This window comes from Thalassotalea mangrovi (assembly GCF_005116735.1).
In the GTDB taxonomy this organism is placed as follows: domain Bacteria; phylum Pseudomonadota; class Gammaproteobacteria; order Enterobacterales; family Alteromonadaceae; genus Thalassotalea_A; species Thalassotalea_A mangrovi.
Window position 1 is genome coordinate 45,019 of record NZ_SWDB01000001.1, and the last position, 20,585, is coordinate 65,603.

19 protein-coding genes are annotated in these 20,585 nt (G+C 47.2%); 17 read left to right on the forward strand and 2 right to left on the reverse strand.

Translation table 11 applies throughout. From position 1 onward, the window contains the following. The first annotated feature begins 60 nt into the window (after positions 1 to 60). The 8 genes from rlmB to E8M12_RS00230 all read left to right on the forward strand — a co-directional run bounded on the left by rlmB (position 61) and on the right by E8M12_RS00230 (position 6,761). On the forward strand, positions 61 to 819 hold the full coding sequence (gene rlmB, locus E8M12_RS00195; RefSeq protein ID WP_136734051.1) for a 23S rRNA (guanosine(2251)-2'-O)-methyltransferase RlmB: 759 nt from the start codon (positions 61 to 63) through the stop codon (positions 817 to 819). A gap of 193 nt (positions 820 to 1,012) precedes the next feature. Further along, positions 1,013 to 2,050, forward strand: coding sequence for a T6SS phospholipase effector Tle1-like catalytic domain-containing protein (locus E8M12_RS00200; protein ID WP_136734052.1), 1,038 nt, complete (start codon positions 1,013 to 1,015; stop codon positions 2,048 to 2,050). 248 nt (positions 2,051 to 2,298) lie between these two features. Further along, complete coding sequence (locus E8M12_RS00205) at positions 2,299 to 2,619, forward strand: DMT family transporter (protein WP_136734053.1); 321 nt, start codon at positions 2,299 to 2,301, stop codon at positions 2,617 to 2,619. Between the two features lie 524 nt (positions 2,620 to 3,143). After that, positions 3,144 to 3,557 carry a 30S ribosomal protein S6 gene (rpsF, locus tag E8M12_RS00210; protein WP_136734054.1) on the forward strand — a complete coding sequence of 138 codons (414 nt, stop codon included), beginning with the start codon at positions 3,144 to 3,146 and terminating at the stop codon, positions 3,555 to 3,557. 7 nt (positions 3,558 to 3,564) lie between these two features. Next, on the forward strand, positions 3,565 to 3,873 hold the full coding sequence (priB, locus tag E8M12_RS00215; protein WP_136734055.1) for a primosomal replication protein N: 309 nt from the start codon (positions 3,565 to 3,567) through the stop codon (positions 3,871 to 3,873). Between the two features lie 10 nt (positions 3,874 to 3,883). After that, positions 3,884 to 4,111, forward strand: coding sequence for a 30S ribosomal protein S18 (gene rpsR, locus E8M12_RS00220; protein ID WP_136734056.1), 228 nt, complete (start codon positions 3,884 to 3,886; stop codon positions 4,109 to 4,111). A gap of 18 nt (positions 4,112 to 4,129) precedes the next feature. Then, on the forward strand, positions 4,130 to 4,582 hold the full coding sequence (gene rplI / locus E8M12_RS00225) for a 50S ribosomal protein L9 (protein ID WP_136734057.1): 453 nt from the start codon (positions 4,130 to 4,132) through the stop codon (positions 4,580 to 4,582). 496 nt (positions 4,583 to 5,078) lie between these two features. Then, positions 5,079 to 6,761 carry a tetratricopeptide repeat protein gene (locus tag E8M12_RS00230; protein WP_136734058.1) on the forward strand — a complete coding sequence of 561 codons (1,683 nt, stop codon included), beginning with the start codon at positions 5,079 to 5,081 and terminating at the stop codon, positions 6,759 to 6,761. A gap of 106 nt (positions 6,762 to 6,867) precedes the next feature. On the opposite strand, the gene E8M12_RS00235 is transcribed toward E8M12_RS00230, so the two are convergent. Both E8M12_RS00235 and E8M12_RS00240 read right to left on the reverse strand, forming a co-directional pair. Then, the gene (locus tag E8M12_RS00235; protein ID WP_136734059.1) at positions 6,868 to 7,281 is read right to left on the reverse strand and encodes an Hsp20/alpha crystallin family protein; all 414 of its coding nucleotides are present in this window, start codon (positions 7,279 to 7,281) and stop codon (positions 6,868 to 6,870) included. Positions 7,282 to 7,392: 111 nt separating this feature from the next. Further along, positions 7,393 to 8,346, reverse strand: a complete 954-nt coding sequence (locus tag E8M12_RS00240; protein ID WP_136734060.1) for a 1-aminocyclopropane-1-carboxylate deaminase/D-cysteine desulfhydrase — start codon at positions 8,344 to 8,346, stop codon at positions 7,393 to 7,395. A gap of 550 nt (positions 8,347 to 8,896) precedes the next feature. Between E8M12_RS00240 and E8M12_RS00245 the strand changes: the two genes are divergently transcribed. The 9 genes from E8M12_RS00245 to E8M12_RS00285 all read left to right on the forward strand — a co-directional run bounded on the left by E8M12_RS00245 (position 8,897) and on the right by E8M12_RS00285 (position 20,583). Continuing rightward, positions 8,897 to 9,940, forward strand: a complete 1,044-nt coding sequence (locus E8M12_RS00245; protein WP_136734061.1) for a rod shape-determining protein — start codon at positions 8,897 to 8,899, stop codon at positions 9,938 to 9,940. 33 nt (positions 9,941 to 9,973) lie between these two features. Continuing rightward, positions 9,974 to 10,861, forward strand: a complete 888-nt coding sequence (mreC, locus tag E8M12_RS00250; protein WP_136734062.1) for a rod shape-determining protein MreC — start codon at positions 9,974 to 9,976, stop codon at positions 10,859 to 10,861. Continuing rightward, positions 10,858 to 11,340, forward strand: coding sequence for a rod shape-determining protein MreD (gene mreD, locus E8M12_RS00255; protein ID WP_136734063.1), 483 nt, complete (start codon positions 10,858 to 10,860; stop codon positions 11,338 to 11,340). The genes mreC and mreD overlap by 4 nt, the downstream gene beginning before the upstream one ends. Before the next feature lies 1 nt (position 11,341). Continuing rightward, positions 11,342 to 11,899, forward strand: coding sequence for a Maf family protein (locus E8M12_RS00260; RefSeq protein WP_136734064.1), 558 nt, complete (start codon positions 11,342 to 11,344; stop codon positions 11,897 to 11,899). A gap of 15 nt (positions 11,900 to 11,914) precedes the next feature. Further along, on the forward strand, positions 11,915 to 13,381 hold the full coding sequence (rng, locus tag E8M12_RS00265; RefSeq protein WP_136734065.1) for a ribonuclease G: 1,467 nt from the start codon (positions 11,915 to 11,917) through the stop codon (positions 13,379 to 13,381). Beyond that, positions 13,381 to 17,322 (forward strand): YhdP family protein, encoded by a 3,942-nt coding sequence (locus tag E8M12_RS00270; RefSeq protein ID WP_136734066.1) that lies wholly within the window; start codon positions 13,381 to 13,383, stop codon positions 17,320 to 17,322. The genes rng and E8M12_RS00270 overlap by 1 nt, the downstream gene beginning before the upstream one ends. After that, positions 17,322 to 18,176, forward strand: coding sequence for a carbon-nitrogen hydrolase family protein (locus tag E8M12_RS00275; RefSeq protein WP_306416203.1), 855 nt, complete (start codon positions 17,322 to 17,324; stop codon positions 18,174 to 18,176). The genes E8M12_RS00270 and E8M12_RS00275 overlap by 1 nt, the downstream gene beginning before the upstream one ends. Positions 18,177 to 18,383: 207 nt before the next feature. Next, the gene (gene tldD, locus E8M12_RS00280) at positions 18,384 to 19,823 is read left to right on the forward strand and encodes a metalloprotease TldD (protein ID WP_136734068.1); all 1,440 of its coding nucleotides are present in this window, start codon (positions 18,384 to 18,386) and stop codon (positions 19,821 to 19,823) included. A 430-nt stretch (positions 19,824 to 20,253) separates the two neighbouring features. Beyond that, complete coding sequence (locus E8M12_RS00285) at positions 20,254 to 20,583, forward strand: hypothetical protein (RefSeq protein WP_136734069.1); 330 nt, start codon at positions 20,254 to 20,256, stop codon at positions 20,581 to 20,583. Positions 20,584 to 20,585 lie beyond the last annotated feature (2 nt).

The window sequence follows — 20,585 nt, forward strand, 5'->3', positions numbered from 1 at the left end:
TTACAGACCTGCCCCCAATGACTGAACCCCATTCAGTGAAAAGGTAAAACAGTAAAAGTCATGGCAAAACACGACGAACTTGTCCTCGGTATTCACGCCGTAAACGCATTAATCAAACGAGCGCCAGAACGGTTTATCGAAATCTGGTTTCTGAAAGGGCGGGAAGATGAGCGCCTGTTACCAATCATCAACTTAGCGCGCAAGTACGGGGTATCTGTGCAGTTTGTGCATCGCAAAGCGCTGGATGAGAAAAGTCATGGTGAACAACACCAGGGGGTTATTGCCAGGGTAAAACCCGGAAAAACCTACTCCGAGAATGACCTTGATGGGATCATAGAAAGCGCGAAACAAGCCGGAAAGAATCCTTTTTTATTAATCTTAGATGGCGTTACTGACCCGCATAATTTGGGCGCCTGTTTGCGCAATGCCGATGCAGCTGGTGTCGATGCTATTGTCGTCCCCAAAGATAATGCCGCACGTATCACGTCGACGGTACGCAAAGTCGCGGTTGGTGCGGCGGAAACCATTCCTTTGGTCCAGGTAACGAACCTTGCTCGTAGTATGAAAGCGATGCAGGAACTCGGTGTATGGCTGGTAGGCACCGCTGGCGAAGCGCAGCAATCCATTTATGATTGTAAGCTGACCGGTCCCATTGCCTTAGTGATGGGGGCGGAAGGTAAGGGGATGCGTCGCCTTACTCGAGAAACCTGTGATGAGCTGGTTAAACTGCCAATGGCTGGCGCTGTCTCTAGTTTAAATGTCAGCGTTGCCTGTGGCATCTGCCTGTTCGAAATCGTCCGACAAAACCTCGTACAATAGCCTGTTTTATTTTCAAGGGGTCAGAGTTGTTGAAACGTTTCAACAACTCTGACCCCCTTGATATTTATGGCACTAATTTAAATGCCTGGTCCCATTCCCTATTGTTCTATCTGTATGCTTTTATTGTGATTTTTTCTATTCCGGATACACTAAAGTTAACGACCTTTTAGCTAGGACATCTGAGGGATTGCGAATGGCAAATATTATTATTTGTGCCGATGGGACCTGGAATCGACCTGAGGAAGATTTACAGAAAGATTTTCCTACCAATGTGTTGAAACTAGCGCGAGCCATCGCTCCGGGCGACGGAGATAACAAGCAGCATGTATTTTATGACTGGGGCCTGGGTTCTTATCACAATTCAATGGGGGCCGGCGCTACGGGTGCCGGCATTCATAAAAATATTCTCGATGGCTATCGCTATATTGTGCAAAATTATGCCGAGGGCGATCATATTTATTTATTCGGATTTAGCCGCGGTGCATACACGGTTCGAGCCTTGAGTGGGCTGATCAATAACTGCGGAATTTTAAAACGCCAGTTTGCTAATAAAATTGCCGAAGCCTGGCAAATTTATAAAAGCCCGGTCGCAAAAAATGCGCCCAAAGGCGAGCAGGCTAATTCATTTATTGCAAGCTTCTGTCACCCATCCAATCATGTGCATTTTGTTGGTGTCTGGGATACGGTCGGAGCATTAGGTATTCCGTTCAGCTTTATGGGGCTGTTAGAAAGTCATGATGAATTTTATGATACTAAAATGGGGTCTAATATCAGCTTTGCCCGTCATGCCCTGGCTATTGATGAAAAACGCGAAGATTTTGAACCAACCGTGTGGGCGTCAAGACCGGGCGTTGATCTTAAACAGGTCTGGTTTGCCGGAGTCCATTCCGATGTCGGTGGATCCTATGCACCGGAAAAAGATAGCGGTAAAGTAGCGGCAGATACGCCATTAGCCTGGATGCTCAAAGAGGCAGAGGCGACAGGCCTTAAACTCGAAACTCATATTTTTGATGAATTAACCGATGGTACACTGGCACCGATTCACCGCTCCCGCAAACATGTGTACCGGGTAAAGCGACCGTTAGACAGGCCACTAGTCATCGAAGAAAAGCCAACGTTGATTCATCCCAGTGTAAAGGTCCGGTATCAAAGTGATAGTGGTTATCGACCGCCACAACTGCAAAAGCTTGTTGATGATCTGGGCTGGGACAACCTGGCCGTTGGCGAATAAAAAATTGTACCAGGCAAACCTGCGAAGATATTGGTTTAAATTATGTCGGTGTTTTCCAGGTAAGGTAACCGGTGTCCGTTTAGACAGTTTTACGCAAGCTTCAAGGTATTGTTCAAAATTGTAACCCTGGAAGTTGATTGCTTGTTTAGCCAACTCCCGCGTGCTAACCTCCGCTTAACTGTTCATTCTCAGGGACGACCCTGGGAATTATTTAACTAGCGGGGACGACCCCATTTTAAGGTGTCGTTATGAACTGGTTAATTCTTATTTTGGCAGGATTACTTGAGGTATGTTGGGCTGTAGGCTTGAAGTATACCGAAGGTTTCACTAAACCTGCTCCTTCAATTGCTACTGTGGTCGCTATGGCCGCAAGTTTCTACCTGCTGAGCGTTGCCATGCGCACATTACCCCTGAGTATCGCTTATACCGTCTGGGTAGGTATAGGCATGATTGGCGCGGTTATTTTTGGCGTCATTTTCTTAAAAGAGCCATTACCCATGGTTAAAGTTTTCAGCCTGCTACTGATTATTATCGGTATTTTGGGCCTGAAACTGTCATCGACTACATAACTATGATTGAACCTTGTCTGACTGCTATCGTTAACCAGGCAGGTAACGGCTCAAAAAATGTGGACGTTGAGTCCACTCATTCCTATCCGCTAACTTGAGCAAGTATATGTGATTTAGAAATAAGTCCCAGCCGCAAGGTTGGGACGACAGGCAGGACAGACTAATGCAAATGGCTTCACCAACGAAAGCTTTCTGTGTGTGAGCGAGCAAATTAACAATGATAGCGAATAGCGCCCAAGTTGCATTCAGCTCTGAGTTAAGATTCCCTGTCGTGGCAGGGAAAGACTTAATTTTTGAGAGCAGTTTCTTCCACCTCCCTCTTCCTGCCGCGAAGCTTACCTCACCCGAAGTGACGTTTTTTGTCACGTACCCTGAGCATTTTATGTCCTTTCCAGTTTCTGCTTGCTAAAGCTGTCTATTTTCCCTACAATACGCGACCTTAATTCAGCCTTATTATTTTGTTCCTTGCCTTTATACTGGTGATGGCTGAGCCAGCAAGAGGCTACAACCGTAAGGAGCTCGTAATGCGTCATTACGAAATCGTATTTATGGTTCACCCTGATCAGAGTGAACAAGTTACTGGTATGATCCAACGTTATACCGACCTGATCAAAGGCGCTGAAGGCCAGATCCACCGTCTTGAAGACTGGGGTCGTCGTCAGTTAGCTTACCCAATCAACAAGCTGCACAAGGCTCACTACGTTCTTATGAACGTTGAAGCGCCTCAGTCAGTAATTGATGAACTAGAAACTTCTTTCCGTTATAACGACGTTGTTATTCGTAACATGATCATGCGCACTAAAGGCGCGGTAACTGAAGCCTCTCCAATGGCTAAAGAAGACCGTCGCGATGAGCGCCGCGAAGCTAAAAAAGAAGTGACTACTGAAGCTGCTCCAGCTACTGAAGCAAAAGCCGAAGAAGCTGTAAGCGAAGAATAGTACTTAAGTGACTGATAATTGTCTTGAGTTGACCGGCTCAGTGGTAAAGCCGCCAAAGCTATCAACCAGCCCCGCAGGGATTCATCATTGTCAGTTTGTTATCGACCATAAGTCGACACAAATTGAAGATGGTTTAAACCGCAACGCGTTCGTAAGAATGCAAGTGGTGGCAACGGGACAATGGTCACAAAGCTTAACTCGTGATTTGACTGCAGGCTGTAACGTAAAAGTTCGTGGTTTTATAAATCGCCACGAACGTCGAAATGGCAATCCCATTTTGGTGTTACATGCCCAACAGATTGAAATGATTAATTAGGAGAAATTAAATGTCTCGTTTCTTTAGACGTCGTAAGTTCTGTCGCTTCAGCGCAGAAGGCGTAAGCGAAATCGATTACAAAGATATCGCTACGTTGAAAAACTATATCACTGAAAGTGGTAAAATCGTTCCTAGCCGTATCACTGGTACATCTGCTAAGTATCAACGTCAACTTGGTCGTGCGATCAAGCGTGCTCGTTACTTATCTTTGTTACCATATACTGATCTTCACAAGTAACCTGAAGGGGCTGTTAAAATGGAAGTAATTCTTCTAGATAAAATCGCCAAATTAGGCGGCCTGGGTGATCAGGTAACTGTTAAGTCTGGTTATGCACGTAACTTCTTATTACCAAAAGGTAAGGCTGTTATTGCATCAAAAGCTAACGTTGAACACTTCGAAGCACGTCGTGCTGAACTTGAAAAGCAATTAGCTGACGTTTTGGCTGCTGCCGAAGCTCGTGCTGCTAAGCTAAATGAACTTGCTGAAGTGACTATCGCTTCTAAAGCTGGTGACGAAGGTAAACTTTTCGGTTCTATCGGTACTCGTGATATCGCTGACGCGATCACTGAAGCTGGTGTTGAAGTTTCTAAAGCAGAAGTTCGTTTACCTCTGGGTACTATCCGTGAAACTGGTGAGTTCGAAATCGCAATTCACTTACACGCGGACGTTGATACGTCTATCAAAGTCGTAATCATTCCAGAAGCTTAATCGCATACTGATGATTTGTTGAAAAAACCGGGTTTTCCCGGTTTTTTTATACACGGAAGTATTTATCCTCACAAGCCATGGATGGTGCTAGTGAGGGTTTATATATGGAAGTATTTCGTCGAGATATTGTCATCCATGATATCCCGACATTCCGTAAGTCCTTTTACATCGTCGAGATATTACCGTCCATGATATCCCGACATTCCGTAAATCCCCTTATATTGTCTCGATATAGCCATCCCTGATATCTCGACATACCATAAATCCCTTTATATATCCTCGCGAGCCATGGGTGGTTACCTACAAGGATGTTGGTATGTCGATTGTGTCTGGAACCGACAATCGACTCAAGTGAGGGTTCGTGTTGCAATTTAAGGCAACATACCGGCATCCATTCGCGAAATATCTCTTGTCGCATATACTCTATAGCAATTTTAACGGCCATTGCCCGAAGCAATCCGCCTGTCAGCAGCACGGCTACACACCGGAGGAGTATATGAAACCCGCAATTTGTTTGAACCTGTTCTATCTGGTTTTTATCGCCATCCTCTCAGCCAGCAGCGTTGCCCAGGTTCATGATCCCAGAGCACTGCAAGCGGACCCGAAAACGGCCAAAAAGCCCATCGCACCGATATTAGATGGACTGGGAACTCGCGAGTTTAAGGTCACCACTAATAACCCGAAATCGCAGTTATTCTTTAACCAGGGTGTTCGCCTTAACGCCGCGTTTAATCATTCAGAAGCGCTGCGAAGTTTTAAGGAGGCGGTTCGCCTCGACCCGGAAAATGCCATGGCATACTGGGGCTGGGCGCTGGTGCTCGGACCTAACTTAAATTTGCCAATGCAGGATGAGGTAGTTGGCCAGGCATATCAGGCAGTGCAGTCTGCACTGGCGTTAAAAGATAAGGTCAGTGAACGTGAGCGTGATTATATTGAGGCACTTGCGGTTCGCTATCGCGCCGAGGCTGTTAGCGATCGCAGCGCGTTGGATCAGGCATATGTCGATAAAATGCGGGATTTGGTTGCCAAATATCCCGATGACCTCGATGCCAAAGTCTATTACGCGGCAGCGATTATGAATACCAATCCCTGGGACTACTGGTATCAGGACGGAAGCCCCAAACCCCATACCGAAATTGTGATGCAAACCCTTGCTGAGGTTATTCAACAAGACCCACAGCATCCGGCTGCGCATCACTATTTAATTCATACGGTGGAAGCTTTTCGTCCTGAACTGGGCGTGAACAGTGCAGATGCATTACGCAACCTGATGCCTGGGGCCGGACACCTGGTACATATGCCATCACATATATATATGCGCGTCGGTCGCTATGCCGACTCGTATAAGGCGAATCAGGCAGCGATTAAAGTTGACAAGAAGTACATTACCCAGTGTCAGGTACAAGGTATGTATCCACTTACTTACTACCCCCATAACTGGCATTTTCTTACCTGGTCTGCAATGTTTTTGGGGCGCTATGAAGATGCCATGCATGCAGCGCGTCAGGTTGTTGAGCAGATCCCTGCCGGAGAAATGGGCAACACCTGGGCGCTGAATGAGTCGTTCCGCAGTCAACCTATGTTTGTGCTGGCGCGATTCGGAAGATGGGACGATATTCTTAACGAGCAGGCACCCGCAGAGAACGAGATTTTTATGACGGGCGTCTGGCACTATATTCGGGGGCTGGCCTTTGCCAATTTAAATGACATTGACAAGGCTCAAGCAGAGCAGCAGAAGTTGCAAACCCTGCAGCAAAAAATCGTCGCTGATACTGAATACTACATTGGCTTTGGTGCCGCTGGTGGTTTGTTAGAAATTGCTAATGAAACGCTGCAGGGGGAGATCCTGGTGGCGAAAAAGAATTACGCCGAGGGGATAGGGCACTTGCAAAGGGCGGTGCGCCTACAGGACGGGTTGGCTTACAATGAACCGCCAGACTGGTATTTTCCGGTGCGCCATTATTTAGCTGATGCCCTGCTTGTCTCAGGAGCACCAGCCGAAGCGGAAGTCATTTACTGGCAGGATCTGCAAATGAATCCCAATAACGGTTATGCATTATATGGTTTATTGAACAGCTTAAACGCGCAGGGCAAAAAAGACACCGCAGCGGTAATCGAAAAACGCTTCAAGAAAGCCTGGCAAGATGCGGATATGCAGCTTACCAGCTCAAAGTTCTGAGCAATAAATCCGGTCAACACCATCATCGCAGTGCCTGGCGTTCAGGGATTGCGGTGATGGTTAAACCCGGCCACAGATAGAAGTAACGAGTATCGGTTGCAGATAGTTAATCCAGGCTAATTTTTTTTGTATCTTCGTCCGCTGCTGTAGTCTTTGGAAAACAAAGTTTTAGTAAGCCGTCCTTAAAGCTGGCACTAATATCTTTCTCGCTAACACCTTTACCGACCGAAAAACTGCGCTCAATGCTGCCTGTGCGGCGCTCTTTGCGAATGACCTTATCCTCTTCTGACGATGTGCTTTCCTCGATTTTGGCACTTAGGGTAATGACGCCATTTTGCAGCGACAAATCTATGTCTTCTTTTTTGACGCCAGGAAGTTCGGCCAGCACTTCAATATGATCCTTTTTCTCGGTGACGTCGATCTTCGGTTGAAAGAAACTTTGCTGGAAATCTTTAGAAAGATGAAAAAAATCATTGAAAGGGTGGTCGTTATGGAACCAGTCTCTGGGAAGTAAGCTCATTTTAGCCTCCTGATTTCATCAATATACCCCTTTAAAAATGTGTGATTTTTACCGTTTTCACAACATTAATGCCGTCGAGTTTGACCTGTATCAAATAATCCTGGGGTTTTGCTAATTTTCAGGGGCTGAAGGTGGCAATTGCCAATCATCGGGGCTAATTAAACCTCTCTCAAGCATGCCACCAAGGCCTTGTAATCCACCCGTGTGTAACAGCACAATGCGACTTCCCGGAGCGAATTGATGCTGCTGCATCATTTCCCAGAACGCCAGTAACATTTTTCCTGAATAAACCGGTTCAATAGGTAGCGAAAGCTGCTGTTGTAAGTCGCACATTTTTTGTAGGTGTGAGGGCTGAAACTTGCCATAACCTCCGCAATGGTATTGATTAAGAATCTGCCAGTTACGGTATCGTTGCGGATTATCCAGTAAATGTTCAACTTGGGCGTGCAGGTAATCCTGTTGTTTTAACACGCTGATACCCAGAATCTGGTGCCGGTTATCAGAACCCTGAATCAGTCCGGCAAGCGTTCCTCCGCTACCTACCGGACAGAGCAGATAGTCAAAACTAAGCTGCTTGTCTAATTCATCAATGAGTTGACCGACGCCGCGCAGGGCCAATTTATTGCTACCGCCTTCGGGTATGATTCGCGCCAGTGGAAACTGCCGTTGTAGATCTGAGAGAAACACCGGATCTTCTCTTAACCGATAGGTATTGCGGTTAACAAATCTCAATTGCATGCCCCAATGCTCTGCCCAGCGCAATGTATAGTTGCTTGCATAGCGGCTTTCACCGCGAATAATACCCGTGGTTTTTATTCCGAACTGTTTACCGGCAAATGCGAGTGCGTGAATATGATTGGAATAGGCGCCGCCAAAGCTCACCACCTGGTTTTGGCCCAGGGCGATACAATTTTCAATATTGGCGGTTAACTTTCGCCATTTATTACCCGATATAATCGGATGAATAAGATCGTCTCTTTTTACCCAGACCTTAATTCGCTGTTGCTGCAACAGCGGATGTTCGATGGATTGGATTGGAGACGGCAAATTTAATTTAATCGACACCGGGTTACTATGATGCAAATAATTCTGAGGCTTATTGTAACCCAAGTTTGCCGGCCGGTGAGCACATTGTGTTGGTAACCACCCATTGGCGGAGAACTGGGCAGTGGGGTTTACCCTGTGCTTGCCGGATCCGTAGGACGGATTCCTGCTATGATGATAAAATCTCGCCAGCAAAGGCAACTTTTAGTTAACTTAATAGTCATACAAAAAGTCGCTATTACAGCCCTAACTTAATGAAATAAATCAGCTTGTTGGCGGCACAGAAAAAAAATGCAAAATTTTACTTATTTTTTCAAAAATAGACGATACATACTGTTTTTACTGAGTTATGATTAGGCCAATTAATTATACCGGGTCTTATCAGCAACTGAGCATCCATTGCCGTAGGAAAATGCCTTTTCGGCAGCATGTGTGGCTCATATATCGATAAGAATTGGGTTAAAGTAACTGTGTTTTTCAAGAACCCCCATTCTTGGTTGTACACACCCGTAACTCGTCCAGGTTTTGGGTTAAAAAAATACCTTGTGGTATCAAGAGGAAAAATACGACCATGTTTAAATATTTACGTGGCATGTTCTCTAATGATCTATCTATCGATTTGGGAACCGCTAATACACTTATTTACGTAAAAGATCAGGGCATCGTCCTTGATGAACCATCGGTTGTCGCAATCCGTCAGGAGCGCGCTGGTGGCCAGAAAAGCGTTGCTGCCGTTGGTACCGCTGCTAAGCAAATGCTGGGTCGTACCCCGGGTAACATTGAAGCAATTCGTCCGATGAAAGATGGTGTTATTGCCAACTTCTTTGTTACTGAAAAAATGTTGCAACACTTTATTAAGCAGGTTCACTCCAATAACCTGTTGCGTCCTAGTCCGCGAGTCCTGGTTTGTGTTCCTTGTGGTTCAACCCAGGTAGAGCGTCGTGCGATTAAAGAGTCGGCGCTGGGTGCTGGTGCCCGTGATGTCTATTTAATTGATGAGCCAATGGCCGCAGCCATCGGTGCCGATATGCCGGTATCCGCTGCAACCGGTTCTATGGTTGTTGATATTGGTGGTGGTACAACGGAAGTCGGTATCATTTCTCTTAATGGCCTGGTTTACTCTTCTTCCGTTCGCATTGGCGGTGACAAATTCGACGAAGCGATTATCAATTACGTCCGTCGTAATTTTGGTAGTCTGATTGGTGAGGCAACCGCAGAACGCATTAAGCACGAAATTGGTTCGGCTTATCCAGGCGAAGAGCTGGTGGAAATTGAAGTCCGTGGCCGTAACCTGGCCGAAGGTGTTCCGCGTAGCTTTACCCTGAACAGCAATGAAATTCTGGAAGCTCTACAAGAACCACTTACCGGCATCGTCAGTGCCATTATGGTGGCGTTAGAGCAGTCACCACCAGAACTGGCTTCCGATATCTCTGAGCGAGGCATGGTATTAACTGGCGGTGGTGCGTTGTTGAAAGATCTGGATCGTCTGTTAGCAGAAGAAACCGGTATTCCGGTTATCGTCGCTGAAGACCCCTTGACCTGTGTCGCTCGTGGTGGCGGTAAAGCGCTGGAGATGATTGATATGCATGGTGGTGATATATTCTCTGATGAATAATCACATTTCTCTGAAAATTATTGAGAAATAACCATGAATCCAATTTTTGTCGAAGGATTTTCCAGCCACCGACGCATGTTTTTAGCTCTGGTTCTATCCGGAGCTTTTATGTATAGCGACCATAAACTGGAAAGCTTTGAAGTTGCCAGGGCGGTGATGCAGTCAATGGTCAGCCCATTGCAATACCTGGCCAACGCTCCGAAACAGTTTCTTGATTATACCGCCGAGAACCTGGTCAGCCGCAAGCAGTTGATGACCGAAAACCAGCGTTTTCAGGTCAACGAGTTAAAGCTCAAAGAAAAGCTATTGCAAATGGAAATTCTCCAACAAGAGAATGACCGCCTACGCAAACTTCTCGCGTCACCGGTACGTCAGGATTACAAAAAAATGGTCGCTGAGATACTTGCGGTCGACTCAGATCCATATTCTCATCAGGTGGTGATCAACCGCGGACTGGAAGACGGCCTGTATGAAGGCCAGCCAGTGGTAGACGACCATGGGGTAGCGGGGCAAATCCTGCACGTCGGTGTCAATAATTCCCGGGTTCTGCTGTTGACCGATATCTCCCATGCCATCCCGTTGCGTATCCATCGCAATGGTATTCGCGTGATCGGTAAAGGCACCGGTAGTGTTAACCGGATGGAAGTGATTCATGTTCCTTTATCGACGGATATTCAGGAAGGTGATTTATTGGTGACATCAGGCCTTGGTGGTAAGTTTCCGGAAGGCTATCCGGTGGCGAAGGTTACTCAGGTCAGTGCCAATAACTTTCGTGAATTTGCCGAAGTTGCGATTAAGCCTTTGGTAAAAATTGACCGTTTACGTTACCTGTTGCTGCTCTGGCCCGATCCCGACAATCAACCAGACGCAAATGATGCGAGTGATAGCGATTCTGGGGAACAACAAAAAGGTCAGGGATGAAGGCAAAAAATAATACCAAGGTGATTTATATCACCATTCTTATTTCACTCATTTTTTCGATCATTCCTTTGCCTATTGCTCTGGATGCCTATCGTCCGAACTGGGCACTGTTGGTGCTGTGTTACTGGTCCATGGCATTACCGAATCGCCTTGGTGTTCTTACCGCCTGGCTGGTAGGTTTATTGCTAGACGTGTTACTTGGCTCGGTTCTCGGAATCAACGCCTTTGCGCTGGCGATGGTGATCTATGTGATGGTTAATAACTACCAGACCATCAGGAACTTTTCTCTTTGGCAGCAATCGCTTATTATCGGACTTTTTACCGCTCTGTATCATTTGCTGGTTTTCTGGATCCAAAGGTTTGTGTTTGGCGTCGACTTCTCGATGACTTACTTAATCCCGGTTGTTACCAGTGCCAGTCTCTGGTGGGTAATATTTTTATTACTGCGTAAAATCAGGCGCCAGTTTAAGGTACGTTAACATGCTATACCTTGCCTCAAAATCGCCAAGGCGACAGGAACTTTTAAAGCAACTCGGGGTTGAGTTTGCCCTGGTGAGCGGAGAGACCGACGAGACACCGCTGGCCGATGAGACGCCTGCGGAATATGTTGCTCGACTTGCCCGTGAAAAATCTGCCGCAGGACAACAACATTGTTCGGCAACGGACCTGGTACTCGGTGCGGATACAATCGTGGTTGTCGACAGTCAAATTCTCGAAAAGCCGCAGGATTTTGCTGACTTTCAGCGCATGTTTAACCAACTGTCCGGTCGGTCGCACCAGGTATTGACCGCGGTAGCTGTGCGTCGAGGTAAACGACTCGAACAGGCCCTGGTCCGTTCAACGGTATTTTTTCGGCCAATTACGGAAGCCGAAATGACGGCGTACTGGTCAACGTCCGAGCCTTGTGATAAAGCCGGTGGCTATGCGATCCAGGGCATCGCCGGTAAGTTTGTAACCCATATCGAGGGCAGCTATTCTGCGATTGTTGGCCTACCCTTATACGAGACTGAACAACTGTTAAAACGCATTAAAGAATAAAGGAACAAATCAGCAATGAGTGGCGAGCTTCTGATCAATGTGACCCCAAGTGAGACTCGTGTTGCGCTTATTGAAAATGGTACGCTACAGGAAGTACATATAGAGCGTAATGGTAAGCGGGGCATCGTAGGTAATATCTACCTCGGCAAGATTATCCGGGTGCTACCGGGGATGCAGGCCGCGTTTGTTGATATTAACCTGGAAAAAGCCGCATTCTTGCATGCCAGCGATATTCGTACCCGGTTGATCACGGCAGATAAAAACGACAGTGAGGATGTGGAGAAGGATATCCGTACCTTAGTGCATGAAGGTCAGCATTTGATGGTGCAGGTGGTCAAAGACCCGCTTGGCACCAAAGGGGCGCGGTTAACCACAGATATCACCATTGCTTCCCGTTACCTAGTGATGATGCCAAACGCCAATCATGCTGGCGTTTCCCAACGTATTGAAGATGGCGGTGAACGCAATCGTCTTAAATCCATTGTTACCCCTTATTGTGATGAGCAAAGCGGCTTTATCGTTCGTACCGCGGCTGAAGGCGCCGGCGATGAAGAAGTGCGCCATGATGCCGAGTTTTTGAGGCGGGTCTGGAATAAAGTGGCCGAGCGGAAAAAGCGCAAACAAACGAAAATGCCACTCTATCAGGATCTCGACTTAGCAGTTCGCGTCATTCGTGACTTTGTCGGCGGGGGGCTCGAACGAATCCGGGTGGATTCAAAACTCAGTTTTGAAGAAATTAAAGAGTTTACTCAGGAATTCGTGCCCGAGATGTCGTCGATCATTGAGTACTATCCGGGGGAACGGCCGATCTTTGATCTGTTCGATGTGGAAAACGAAATTCAGCGCGCTTTGCAGCGCAAAGTCGAGCTTAAATCCGGTGGCTATCTAATCATCGACCAGACTGAGGCGATGACCACCATCGATATCAACACCGGTGCATTTGTCGGCCACCGTAATCTCGAACAAACCATTTTTAATACCAATATTGAGGCGACGCAGGCAATTGCCAGGCAGTTAAGGTTAAGAAACCTGGGCGGGATTATTATTGTCGATTTCATCGATATGTCGAACCCGGAACATAAAAAGCGGGTATTGAACAGTTTAGAACTGGCCATGTCTAAGGATAAGGTAAAGTATTCGGTTAGCGGGTTTTCGTCGTTAGGTCTAGTGGAAATGACTCGCAAGCGTACCAGGGAAAGTCTTGAACATGTGTTATGTTCACAATGCCCGGTATGTGACGGCCGTGGTAATATGAAAACCGTTGAGACGGTCTGTTTTGAAATACTCCGGGAGATCGTCCGGGTGAATCGTGCCTACGATGCGGATAAATTTATTGTGTATGCCTCGCCTGCGGTCAGCGAATCTTTGAATGAAGATGAGTATCATCATCTGGCGGAACTGGAAGTGTTTATCGGTAAACAGATAAAGGTGAAATCAGAAGCCCTGTATAACCAGGAACAATTTGACGTGGTAATGATGTAGTGAAAGGCGTTAAACGTTGGCTCAGTATCTGGCTCAACCGCCTGTATAAAACACTGGCAGTATTGCTGGTATTGTTCGCCGTGCTATTTAGTGCAGCGCGCATCTTTTTGCCTTACGCTCATACTTATAAAGCCAGCCTTGAACGCTATGCTAATGAACTTTATGAGGGCGAGATTGCTATCGGTGAGCTCTCTGCCGGTTGGAAAAATTTCGGCCCGGCGCTGGTGATCCGAGACGTCAATGTTTCTCAGGATAGCGCATTGGATCTTCACATCGAACAGATTGATGTATCCCTCGATATTATTAACAGTATCCGCCTGCGATCCCTGATTGCCAGTAATTTCAACCTCGACGGTGCACAACTGCAGGTAAATCCGCAACAACTGGTGGCGAAAAAACCGGCCCAGGCAAACACCGACATTCAAACCATCCTTGATCTGTTTTTACAAAAAACCAGTCGCTTTACTGTCGAGAATAGCCAGTTTATTGTCGATAAAGGCGAGCAACAGCACACCTTTGAAATATCCAAAATGGCTTGGCTGAATGAGGGGCGGGAGCATCGCGGCGTTGGTGACATTCATTTACAGGGGTTCACCGACAACTCCGCTAAGCTACTGATAAAGTTGCGTTCTGGTACCGATAAAGGGTTAGCTGGCAATATGTATTTGCAGGCCAGTAACCTTGATATTACGCCGTTTTTAGATTCATTCCTGGGGGAGCGCGGTAGTGAGCTGGACTCGAATATTAATTTTCAGTCCTGGTTTGAGCTGGCACATGGTCAGATAAGTGCAATGCGACTGGTCTTTGGTGAAAATACCCTGCAATGGCAACATCCGAAAACACCAATGACAATGACGCTGAATCAGGGGCAAATTGACTGGCAACGCCTGGGCACGGGCACCAGTTTCCGATTGCGGACATCGGACTTAGTATTAAATGTCGATGAACAGCCATTTGATCCAGTACAGGTTTTGATGTTGCAGCAACAGGGCGTTCAGCACACTTACATTCCCCACCTATCGGTCTTACAGTGGAGCCAGTTATTGCCGCTGACTGAAGGCTTATTTGAACAGTATGAACTTGTCCAGGCATTGCAACTCAAAGGCGATATTGAACAGATTCATCTTCAGACGCGTCCCAATTATCAGCTGGCATCGCTTAAGGCGCAGGACGTTAGCTGGAAAAATGCCGGTTCGATCCCGGGTATTGAAAATTTTCATGGTGCGGTGTCGCGGGTTAACGAGCGCTGGTTTGCTTCCGTAACCAGCAGCGATAGCGAATTGAATTTCGGCGGCCATTTTGCCAGGCCAATCCCGATCACTGAATTCAGTGCGGATGCTGAATTCGTTATGGCTGAAGATCGCTGGCAGTTACAGGCTAATACCCTGCAATTGCGTTCGGATGAAATTGATCTGCAAGGGAAAATGACCCTGGGGAACCTGGCCCAGCCTGAACTGGGAATGAACCTGGCAGTAAAAGTTAACAGTGGTGATGTGAGTCGAGCAAAGTATTACCTGCCTCTGCAGGTCACGTCTGCGCCGCTGGTCAACTATCTTAATCAAGCGATTTATTACGGCAACCTCAGCGATGCCTCGGTGTTATTTAACGGCGCGTTTAAGGACTTTCCTTTTACCGATAATTCTGGTGTGTTTGTTGTAGATGCTGACATTCAGCAGAGTAAATACCAGTTTCATCAAGACTGGCCAGCCATCGAAAATTTAACCGCGAACCTCAATTTCACCAATAATTCCATGTTGATCACTGCTCTCGATGGTGAACTGGCGGGCATTAAAACCCATGATGTGCAAGTGGCGATTCCCCAGTTGAAGAGCGAAGCGTCAATGTTAACGGTGCGTACGCCAGTGACTGCCAGTGGCCAGCAACTCACTGAATTAATGGAACAAAGCCCGTTAAGTGGTAGCGTCGGCGAAACCTTGTCATTTATAAACCCTAGGGGGCATGTAAGTGGTCACTTCTCCCTGGACCTGCCACTTACTGATACCAGCAAAGCAGTAGCGAAAGGCGATATTAGTTTTAGCGATTTACAGGCTAAACTGAATGCACCGGATATGGACTTTCGCAATATTCGCGGTCGCCTCAGTTTTGAAAACTCTGCGATCAAAGCACAGCAGTTGCAGCTTGACTGGCGAGACTTGCCGATGACCCTGGATGTCGACGGCCGCATCGAAGATAACTTTTATCAGGTAGATATTGGCCTTGCTGGTAACTGGCAGGCTGAACACTATCAAAAGGAAATTCCACAAGCGTTACAGCAATACCTAAACGGTCCTCTTAACTGGCAAGGGGACTTATCCCTGTTTATGCCCGAACAAGGGCAGTTTAGTTACAAGCTCAACATAAGCTCAGATTTACAGCAGGCTGATTTACGCTTGCCGCAGCCTTATCGTAAACGTGTTGGCACGTCACTGCCTCTGACGGCCAAGGCGAGTGGCCGGGTAACTAACTCAAATATCGAGCTTCAGGTTGGCGATGAGCTTAACTTCTTTGGTGAGTTATTGCATGAACAGGTACGTTTCAAGCGAGCTCATTTGATCCTCGGTCGGGAAAAAATGTTTCTTCCGCTGGAAGGATTTCATATCACCACCGACTTGCAACAGATCGAGTTGCAGCCCTGGTATGCCCTGGTTAACGATATCCTGACCAGTATTCCAGATGGTTCGGGTGATACCACGGCTCCAAGTTTTATTCAGGCCCCGGAACGGATTCGCGGCAATATCGGCAAGCTTTCACTGTTTCGCCAGACACTTAATGATGTGTCATTCAACCTGGTTGACAAAGAATCCTGGTGGCTGTTGCAACTGAATTCTGACGAAGCCCGAAGTCGGGTAAGATTCCATCATGATTTTGCTCGCCAGGGGCTGGAAATTGACGCCGACTTTATTCATCTGCTTGAGAACACACCGGAAACGGAAGAGCAACTGCAACGGGAAATCGCGGTGTTAGAAGAAGCTGTCAGTGAGATCAGTTTGTTACCGGCGGATCTACCTAAAATCCTGTTCAAATGTAGTAGTTGCCAGTACCAGAACCTGGATCTGGGACAGGTTAACTTTTCCCTGAACAAGGGAGGCACTAATGTCGCCACACTGGAGTCGTTCACTGCACAGCGCAAGGGCTTTAGGGTAGACCTGTCAGGACAATGGCTGGTCAATGACGAAAGTAACATCACCAATATCGATGGCAAGGTGAGCGCCAACGACCTCGGAGCCGAGATGAAACGCCTTGGATTTGGATCAGAAATCCGTGACAGTGGCATTGATAGTAGTTTTAGTTTCAACTGGCAGGGTGGCCCGCAAAACTTTTCTGTGGAAAACCTCAACGGTAAAATTGGTGCCCGTCTCGATGATGGTTACCTGGCTGACGTGGATGATAAAGGCGCGCGCCTGCTGGCAATTTTCAGCATCCAGTCGCTGGTTCGTAAACTGGCCCTGGACTTTCGGGATGTATTCTCCAAAGGGATGTTTTATAACGAGATTAAGGGTGACTTTGTTCTTAGTGATGGTGTGATATTTACCGATAACCTGCGTATGGATGGGGTTGCCGGCAATGTATCAATTCGCGGTAACACGAATTTATTGAACGAGTCTCTGGATTACCGGATGTCGTTTGCACCGAAAATCACCTCGTCTATCCCGATTATTCTGGCTTTTGCCATTAATCCAGCAGCCGGTTTCGGTGCCATGGTTGTTGACGAAGTTCTGCAAAAATCAGAAGTGATATCGGTAATAAATTTTGAATTGACCGGGACGATTGAAGAACCGGTGTTTAAAGAAGTGGAGCGAAAAAGCCGGCGTTTGAAGGTCGAAAAACAGCCTGTGGATGGAGCAGCCTCATCACCAAAAATATCATCAAAGTCCGAGAGCAACCCGGCTGAGGATAAGAGACAACTGACTGAACAGCCGCATCAGGGTGATGGTGGATAATGTATTTGTCAGCACTGCAAATGACATCGGTTCCTGATGTCGATGCGAACTTTGCCAGTATCGATCGATTATTAACGGCAGCAACCGCTAATGTTCCGCAAGGAGAGCCCCATTTAGTGGTGTTACCTGAGTGCTGTTTGTTTTTCGGCGGTGCTGAGAAAGCCCAATTACAGCTGGCTGAACCTTTGGGCGAGTTTAGTTTGGGGTCGATGCAATATCGCCTTGCTCAACTCGCTAGAAAACATCGTTGTAATCTGCTGGCCGGTTCGGTGCCGACCATTGCCAATAATGGCGAGCGTTTTCATGCCTCGAGCCTGTTATTTTCTGATCAAGGTATCTTGCTAGGTGACTATCAAAAACTGCATTTATTTGATGTTCAGGTCAACGACAATACCAAAAGTTATCTGGAGTCTCGTTATACCGAGCCCGGCAACAAGATCACCGTCATCGACATTGGTGGTGTTAAGGTTGGCCTGGCGATTTGTTATGACGTAAGATTTCCTGAACTATTTCGCGCCCTGCGACAGCAGGGAGCACAGGTTATCTGCCTACCCAGTGCTTTTACCCAGGTGACAGGTGAGGCTCACTGGCAACCATTATTGCAAGCCAGGGCGATAGAGAATCAGGTTTACATGGTTGCTGCGGCGCAGCAGGGGGAGCATGTCAATGGCCGGCGAACGCACGGTCATGCGATGGTGGTCGACCCATGGGGCGAGTGCCAGGTTATCAAACCGGACGCTGACGGCCATGGACTGGTAACACACAGGTATGATCAACAATTGCTTAGTCAGGTTCGCGAAAGTATTCCGGTTGCGCAACATAATCGATTCAGTCTTACATTTAACCCAAAATAACCGGCGCTGGTTCGGAGCATTCCAATATCCCCCATTACGATATGGTGGCGGATACTTTATCCACCTAGTCTATGAGTAAAGTCTTATTAAAGCGGTTTGGGCCTGCAACGACCAACGGGTCCAAATAAACTCAGCGAAACCTTGTCAGAAAGTGTAAGATACGCGTTATAAGCTGACTTTAGATAACTATGCGATTAATCCAATTATATGAACCTCGTTGAACAAGAATTGCTGCAAAGCAGTGAATTGACTCCGGATGACTTACAATCCACGTTGAAATTTATTTGTCAAAAGCAAATTGATTATGCCGATTTGTATTTTCAGGCATCGAACCATGAGTCCTGGGTATTGGAAGATGGTATCGTAAAAGAAGGATCGTTTAACATTGAGCGCGGTGTTGGCGTTCGCGCCAATAGCGGCGAAAAGACCGGATTTGCTTATTCGGACGATATCAATCAAAGCGCATTGATGCGCGCGGCGGACGCGGCGCGTGGCATTACCCGTGAAAATCAGAGTTTTTCCGTTAATGCGTTTAAGCAACAGCAACTTCATAGCTTCTATTCACCAAATAATCCTCTGGGGACACTGACTCAACATCAGAAAATTGCCCTGTTGCATGACGTCGAAGCCTGTGCCCGTCAGCAGGACCAGCGCGTTAAGCAAGTGATCGTCAGTCTTTCTGGCGTCTATGAAAAAGTGCTTGTCGCCGGTAGTGACGGCACTTACGCAACGGATATTCGTCCGTTAATCCGGCTGAACTGTTCAGTCCTGGTGGAAGATAATGGTCGACGTGAGCGTGGCAGCAGCGGTGGCGGTGGACGTTATGGCTATGATTACTTTTTTGAAGCCTTTAATGGCGCACCCCGGTTCCACTTTTATGCCAAAGAAGCGGTCCGCCAGGCATTAGTTAATCTGCAGGCAGTCGATGCACCTGCCGGTACCTTGCCGGTCGTGCTGGGCGCTGGCTGGCCAGGCGTATTGCTGCATGAAGCGGTCGGTCATGGTCTTGAAGGAGATTTTAACCGCAAAGGTTCTTCGGCGTTTTCCGGAAAAGTAGGTCAACAGGTTGCTTCACCCTATTGTACGGTGGTCGATGACGGCACGATGGCGAATCGTCGTGGCTCGCTTACCATTGATGATGAGGGTACGCCTGGTCAGTACAATGTGTTGATTGAAGATGGTGTGTTAAAAGGTTATATGCAGGATAAGCAAAACGCACGATTAATGGGTGTAGAGCCGACAGGCAATGGTCGTCGTGAATCATACGCACATTTGCCAATGCCGCGAATGACCAATACCTATATGCTTAATGGCCCGCATAGCAAAGACGATATTATCGCCTCGGTTGAAAAAGGCATCTACGCACCAAACTTCGCCGGTGGGCAAGTGGACATTACCAGCGGCAAATTTGTCTTTACCACAGCCGAAGCCTACTTGATTGAAAATGGTAAAATCACCGCGCCAGTTAAAGGTGCTACCTTGATCGGGTCTGGCCCGGAAGCTATGAAAAAGGTCAGTATGGTGGCCAACGACTTGCAACTGGATAATGGCGTCGGTGTCTGTGGCAAAGACGGCCAGAGTGTGCCGGTCGGCGTCGGTCAGCCCACCCTTAAAGTCGATGAGTTAACCATTGGTGGTACCAATTAAAAGCACTTACCGCCACAACAATAGTTAATCAGGTCGTGTCCTCATTCATTGATGGCACGACCTTTTTTATGTCTCATCCCCCCATTTCAGCACAGGGAGATATTGATACCGCCAGTTAAAGTCGAGAACGGAGCTGGGTAAATGATCTGGTCCACATTCAAGATTCCAGAGTTGTATGCAACCGGGTATGGGTTGTTGCTTGAGCGTGCTGAAAACTGGGAGTCTGGTCTCGTTAATCAAACTGGTCTTACTTGCTCATTGATATTCAAGGAAAAACAGGATAATGTTTTAAAATTGGTAGTGCGGTGTTTTGACTGAGTGATTATTTCATCTCAGAGAAATGAACAACGACAGTGGTATTGAACGAGATTAATGAGTTCAGCCCGGGTGTGAAGGAGTAACCCGGGATGAAAATGGCAGGGAAACGGGGATGAAAAAGTTATTGCTGGGATTGATGATTGCAGCGATTGCGGTATTGGCCAAGATGAACGTCATCTTTGACTCGTCCACCCCTGAATTCCAGCGCTCTGCCGATACTGTGTTAACCGAAGCCATGACCGCAGTAAACCGCCTGTGCCTGGAGAAGGCTAATGGCTACAACGATAGTTTCGACTATTTTTCCTGTATAGACACGGCATCCGCCTTTGAAGACTTATGCCGTGAACGTATCTTGTCTGAAATTCCTGAGCAACTGACATCGCCTGGAGCGGTCTCATCGAATACGCTGCGGATGCAGAAATGTGTCGTACCTTCCAGTTAAGC

Coding starts and splice junctions, on each gene's coding strand:
- mreD (WP_136734063.1), top strand. CDS start 10,858: ATGAAGGCAAAAAATAATACCAAGGTGATTTATATCACCATTCTTATT.
- rpsR (WP_136734056.1), top strand. CDS start 3,884: ATGTCTCGTTTCTTTAGACGTCGTAAGTTCTGTCGCTTCAGCGCAGAA.
- tldD (WP_136734068.1), top strand. CDS start 18,384: ATGAACCTCGTTGAACAAGAATTGCTGCAAAGCAGTGAATTGACTCCG.
- E8M12_RS00205 (WP_136734053.1), top strand. CDS start 2,299: ATGAACTGGTTAATTCTTATTTTGGCAGGATTACTTGAGGTATGTTGG.
- E8M12_RS00235 (WP_136734059.1), bottom strand. CDS start 7,281: ATGAGCTTACTTCCCAGAGACTGGTTCCATAACGACCACCCTTTCAAT.
- mreC (WP_136734062.1), top strand. CDS start 9,974: ATGAATCCAATTTTTGTCGAAGGATTTTCCAGCCACCGACGCATGTTT.
- E8M12_RS00275 (WP_306416203.1), top strand. CDS start 17,322: ATGTATTTGTCAGCACTGCAAATGACATCGGTTCCTGATGTCGATGCG.
- rpsF (WP_136734054.1), top strand. CDS start 3,144: ATGCGTCATTACGAAATCGTATTTATGGTTCACCCTGATCAGAGTGAA.
- E8M12_RS00285 (WP_136734069.1), top strand. CDS start 20,254: ATGAAAAAGTTATTGCTGGGATTGATGATTGCAGCGATTGCGGTATTG.
- E8M12_RS00260 (WP_136734064.1), top strand. CDS start 11,342: ATGCTATACCTTGCCTCAAAATCGCCAAGGCGACAGGAACTTTTAAAG.
- rplI (WP_136734057.1), top strand. CDS start 4,130: ATGGAAGTAATTCTTCTAGATAAAATCGCCAAATTAGGCGGCCTGGGT.
- rlmB (WP_136734051.1), top strand. CDS start 61: ATGGCAAAACACGACGAACTTGTCCTCGGTATTCACGCCGTAAACGCA.
- E8M12_RS00245 (WP_136734061.1), top strand. CDS start 8,897: ATGTTTAAATATTTACGTGGCATGTTCTCTAATGATCTATCTATCGAT.
- E8M12_RS00230 (WP_136734058.1), top strand. CDS start 5,079: ATGAAACCCGCAATTTGTTTGAACCTGTTCTATCTGGTTTTTATCGCC.
- E8M12_RS00200 (WP_136734052.1), top strand. CDS start 1,013: ATGGCAAATATTATTATTTGTGCCGATGGGACCTGGAATCGACCTGAG.
- rng (WP_136734065.1), top strand. CDS start 11,915: ATGAGTGGCGAGCTTCTGATCAATGTGACCCCAAGTGAGACTCGTGTT.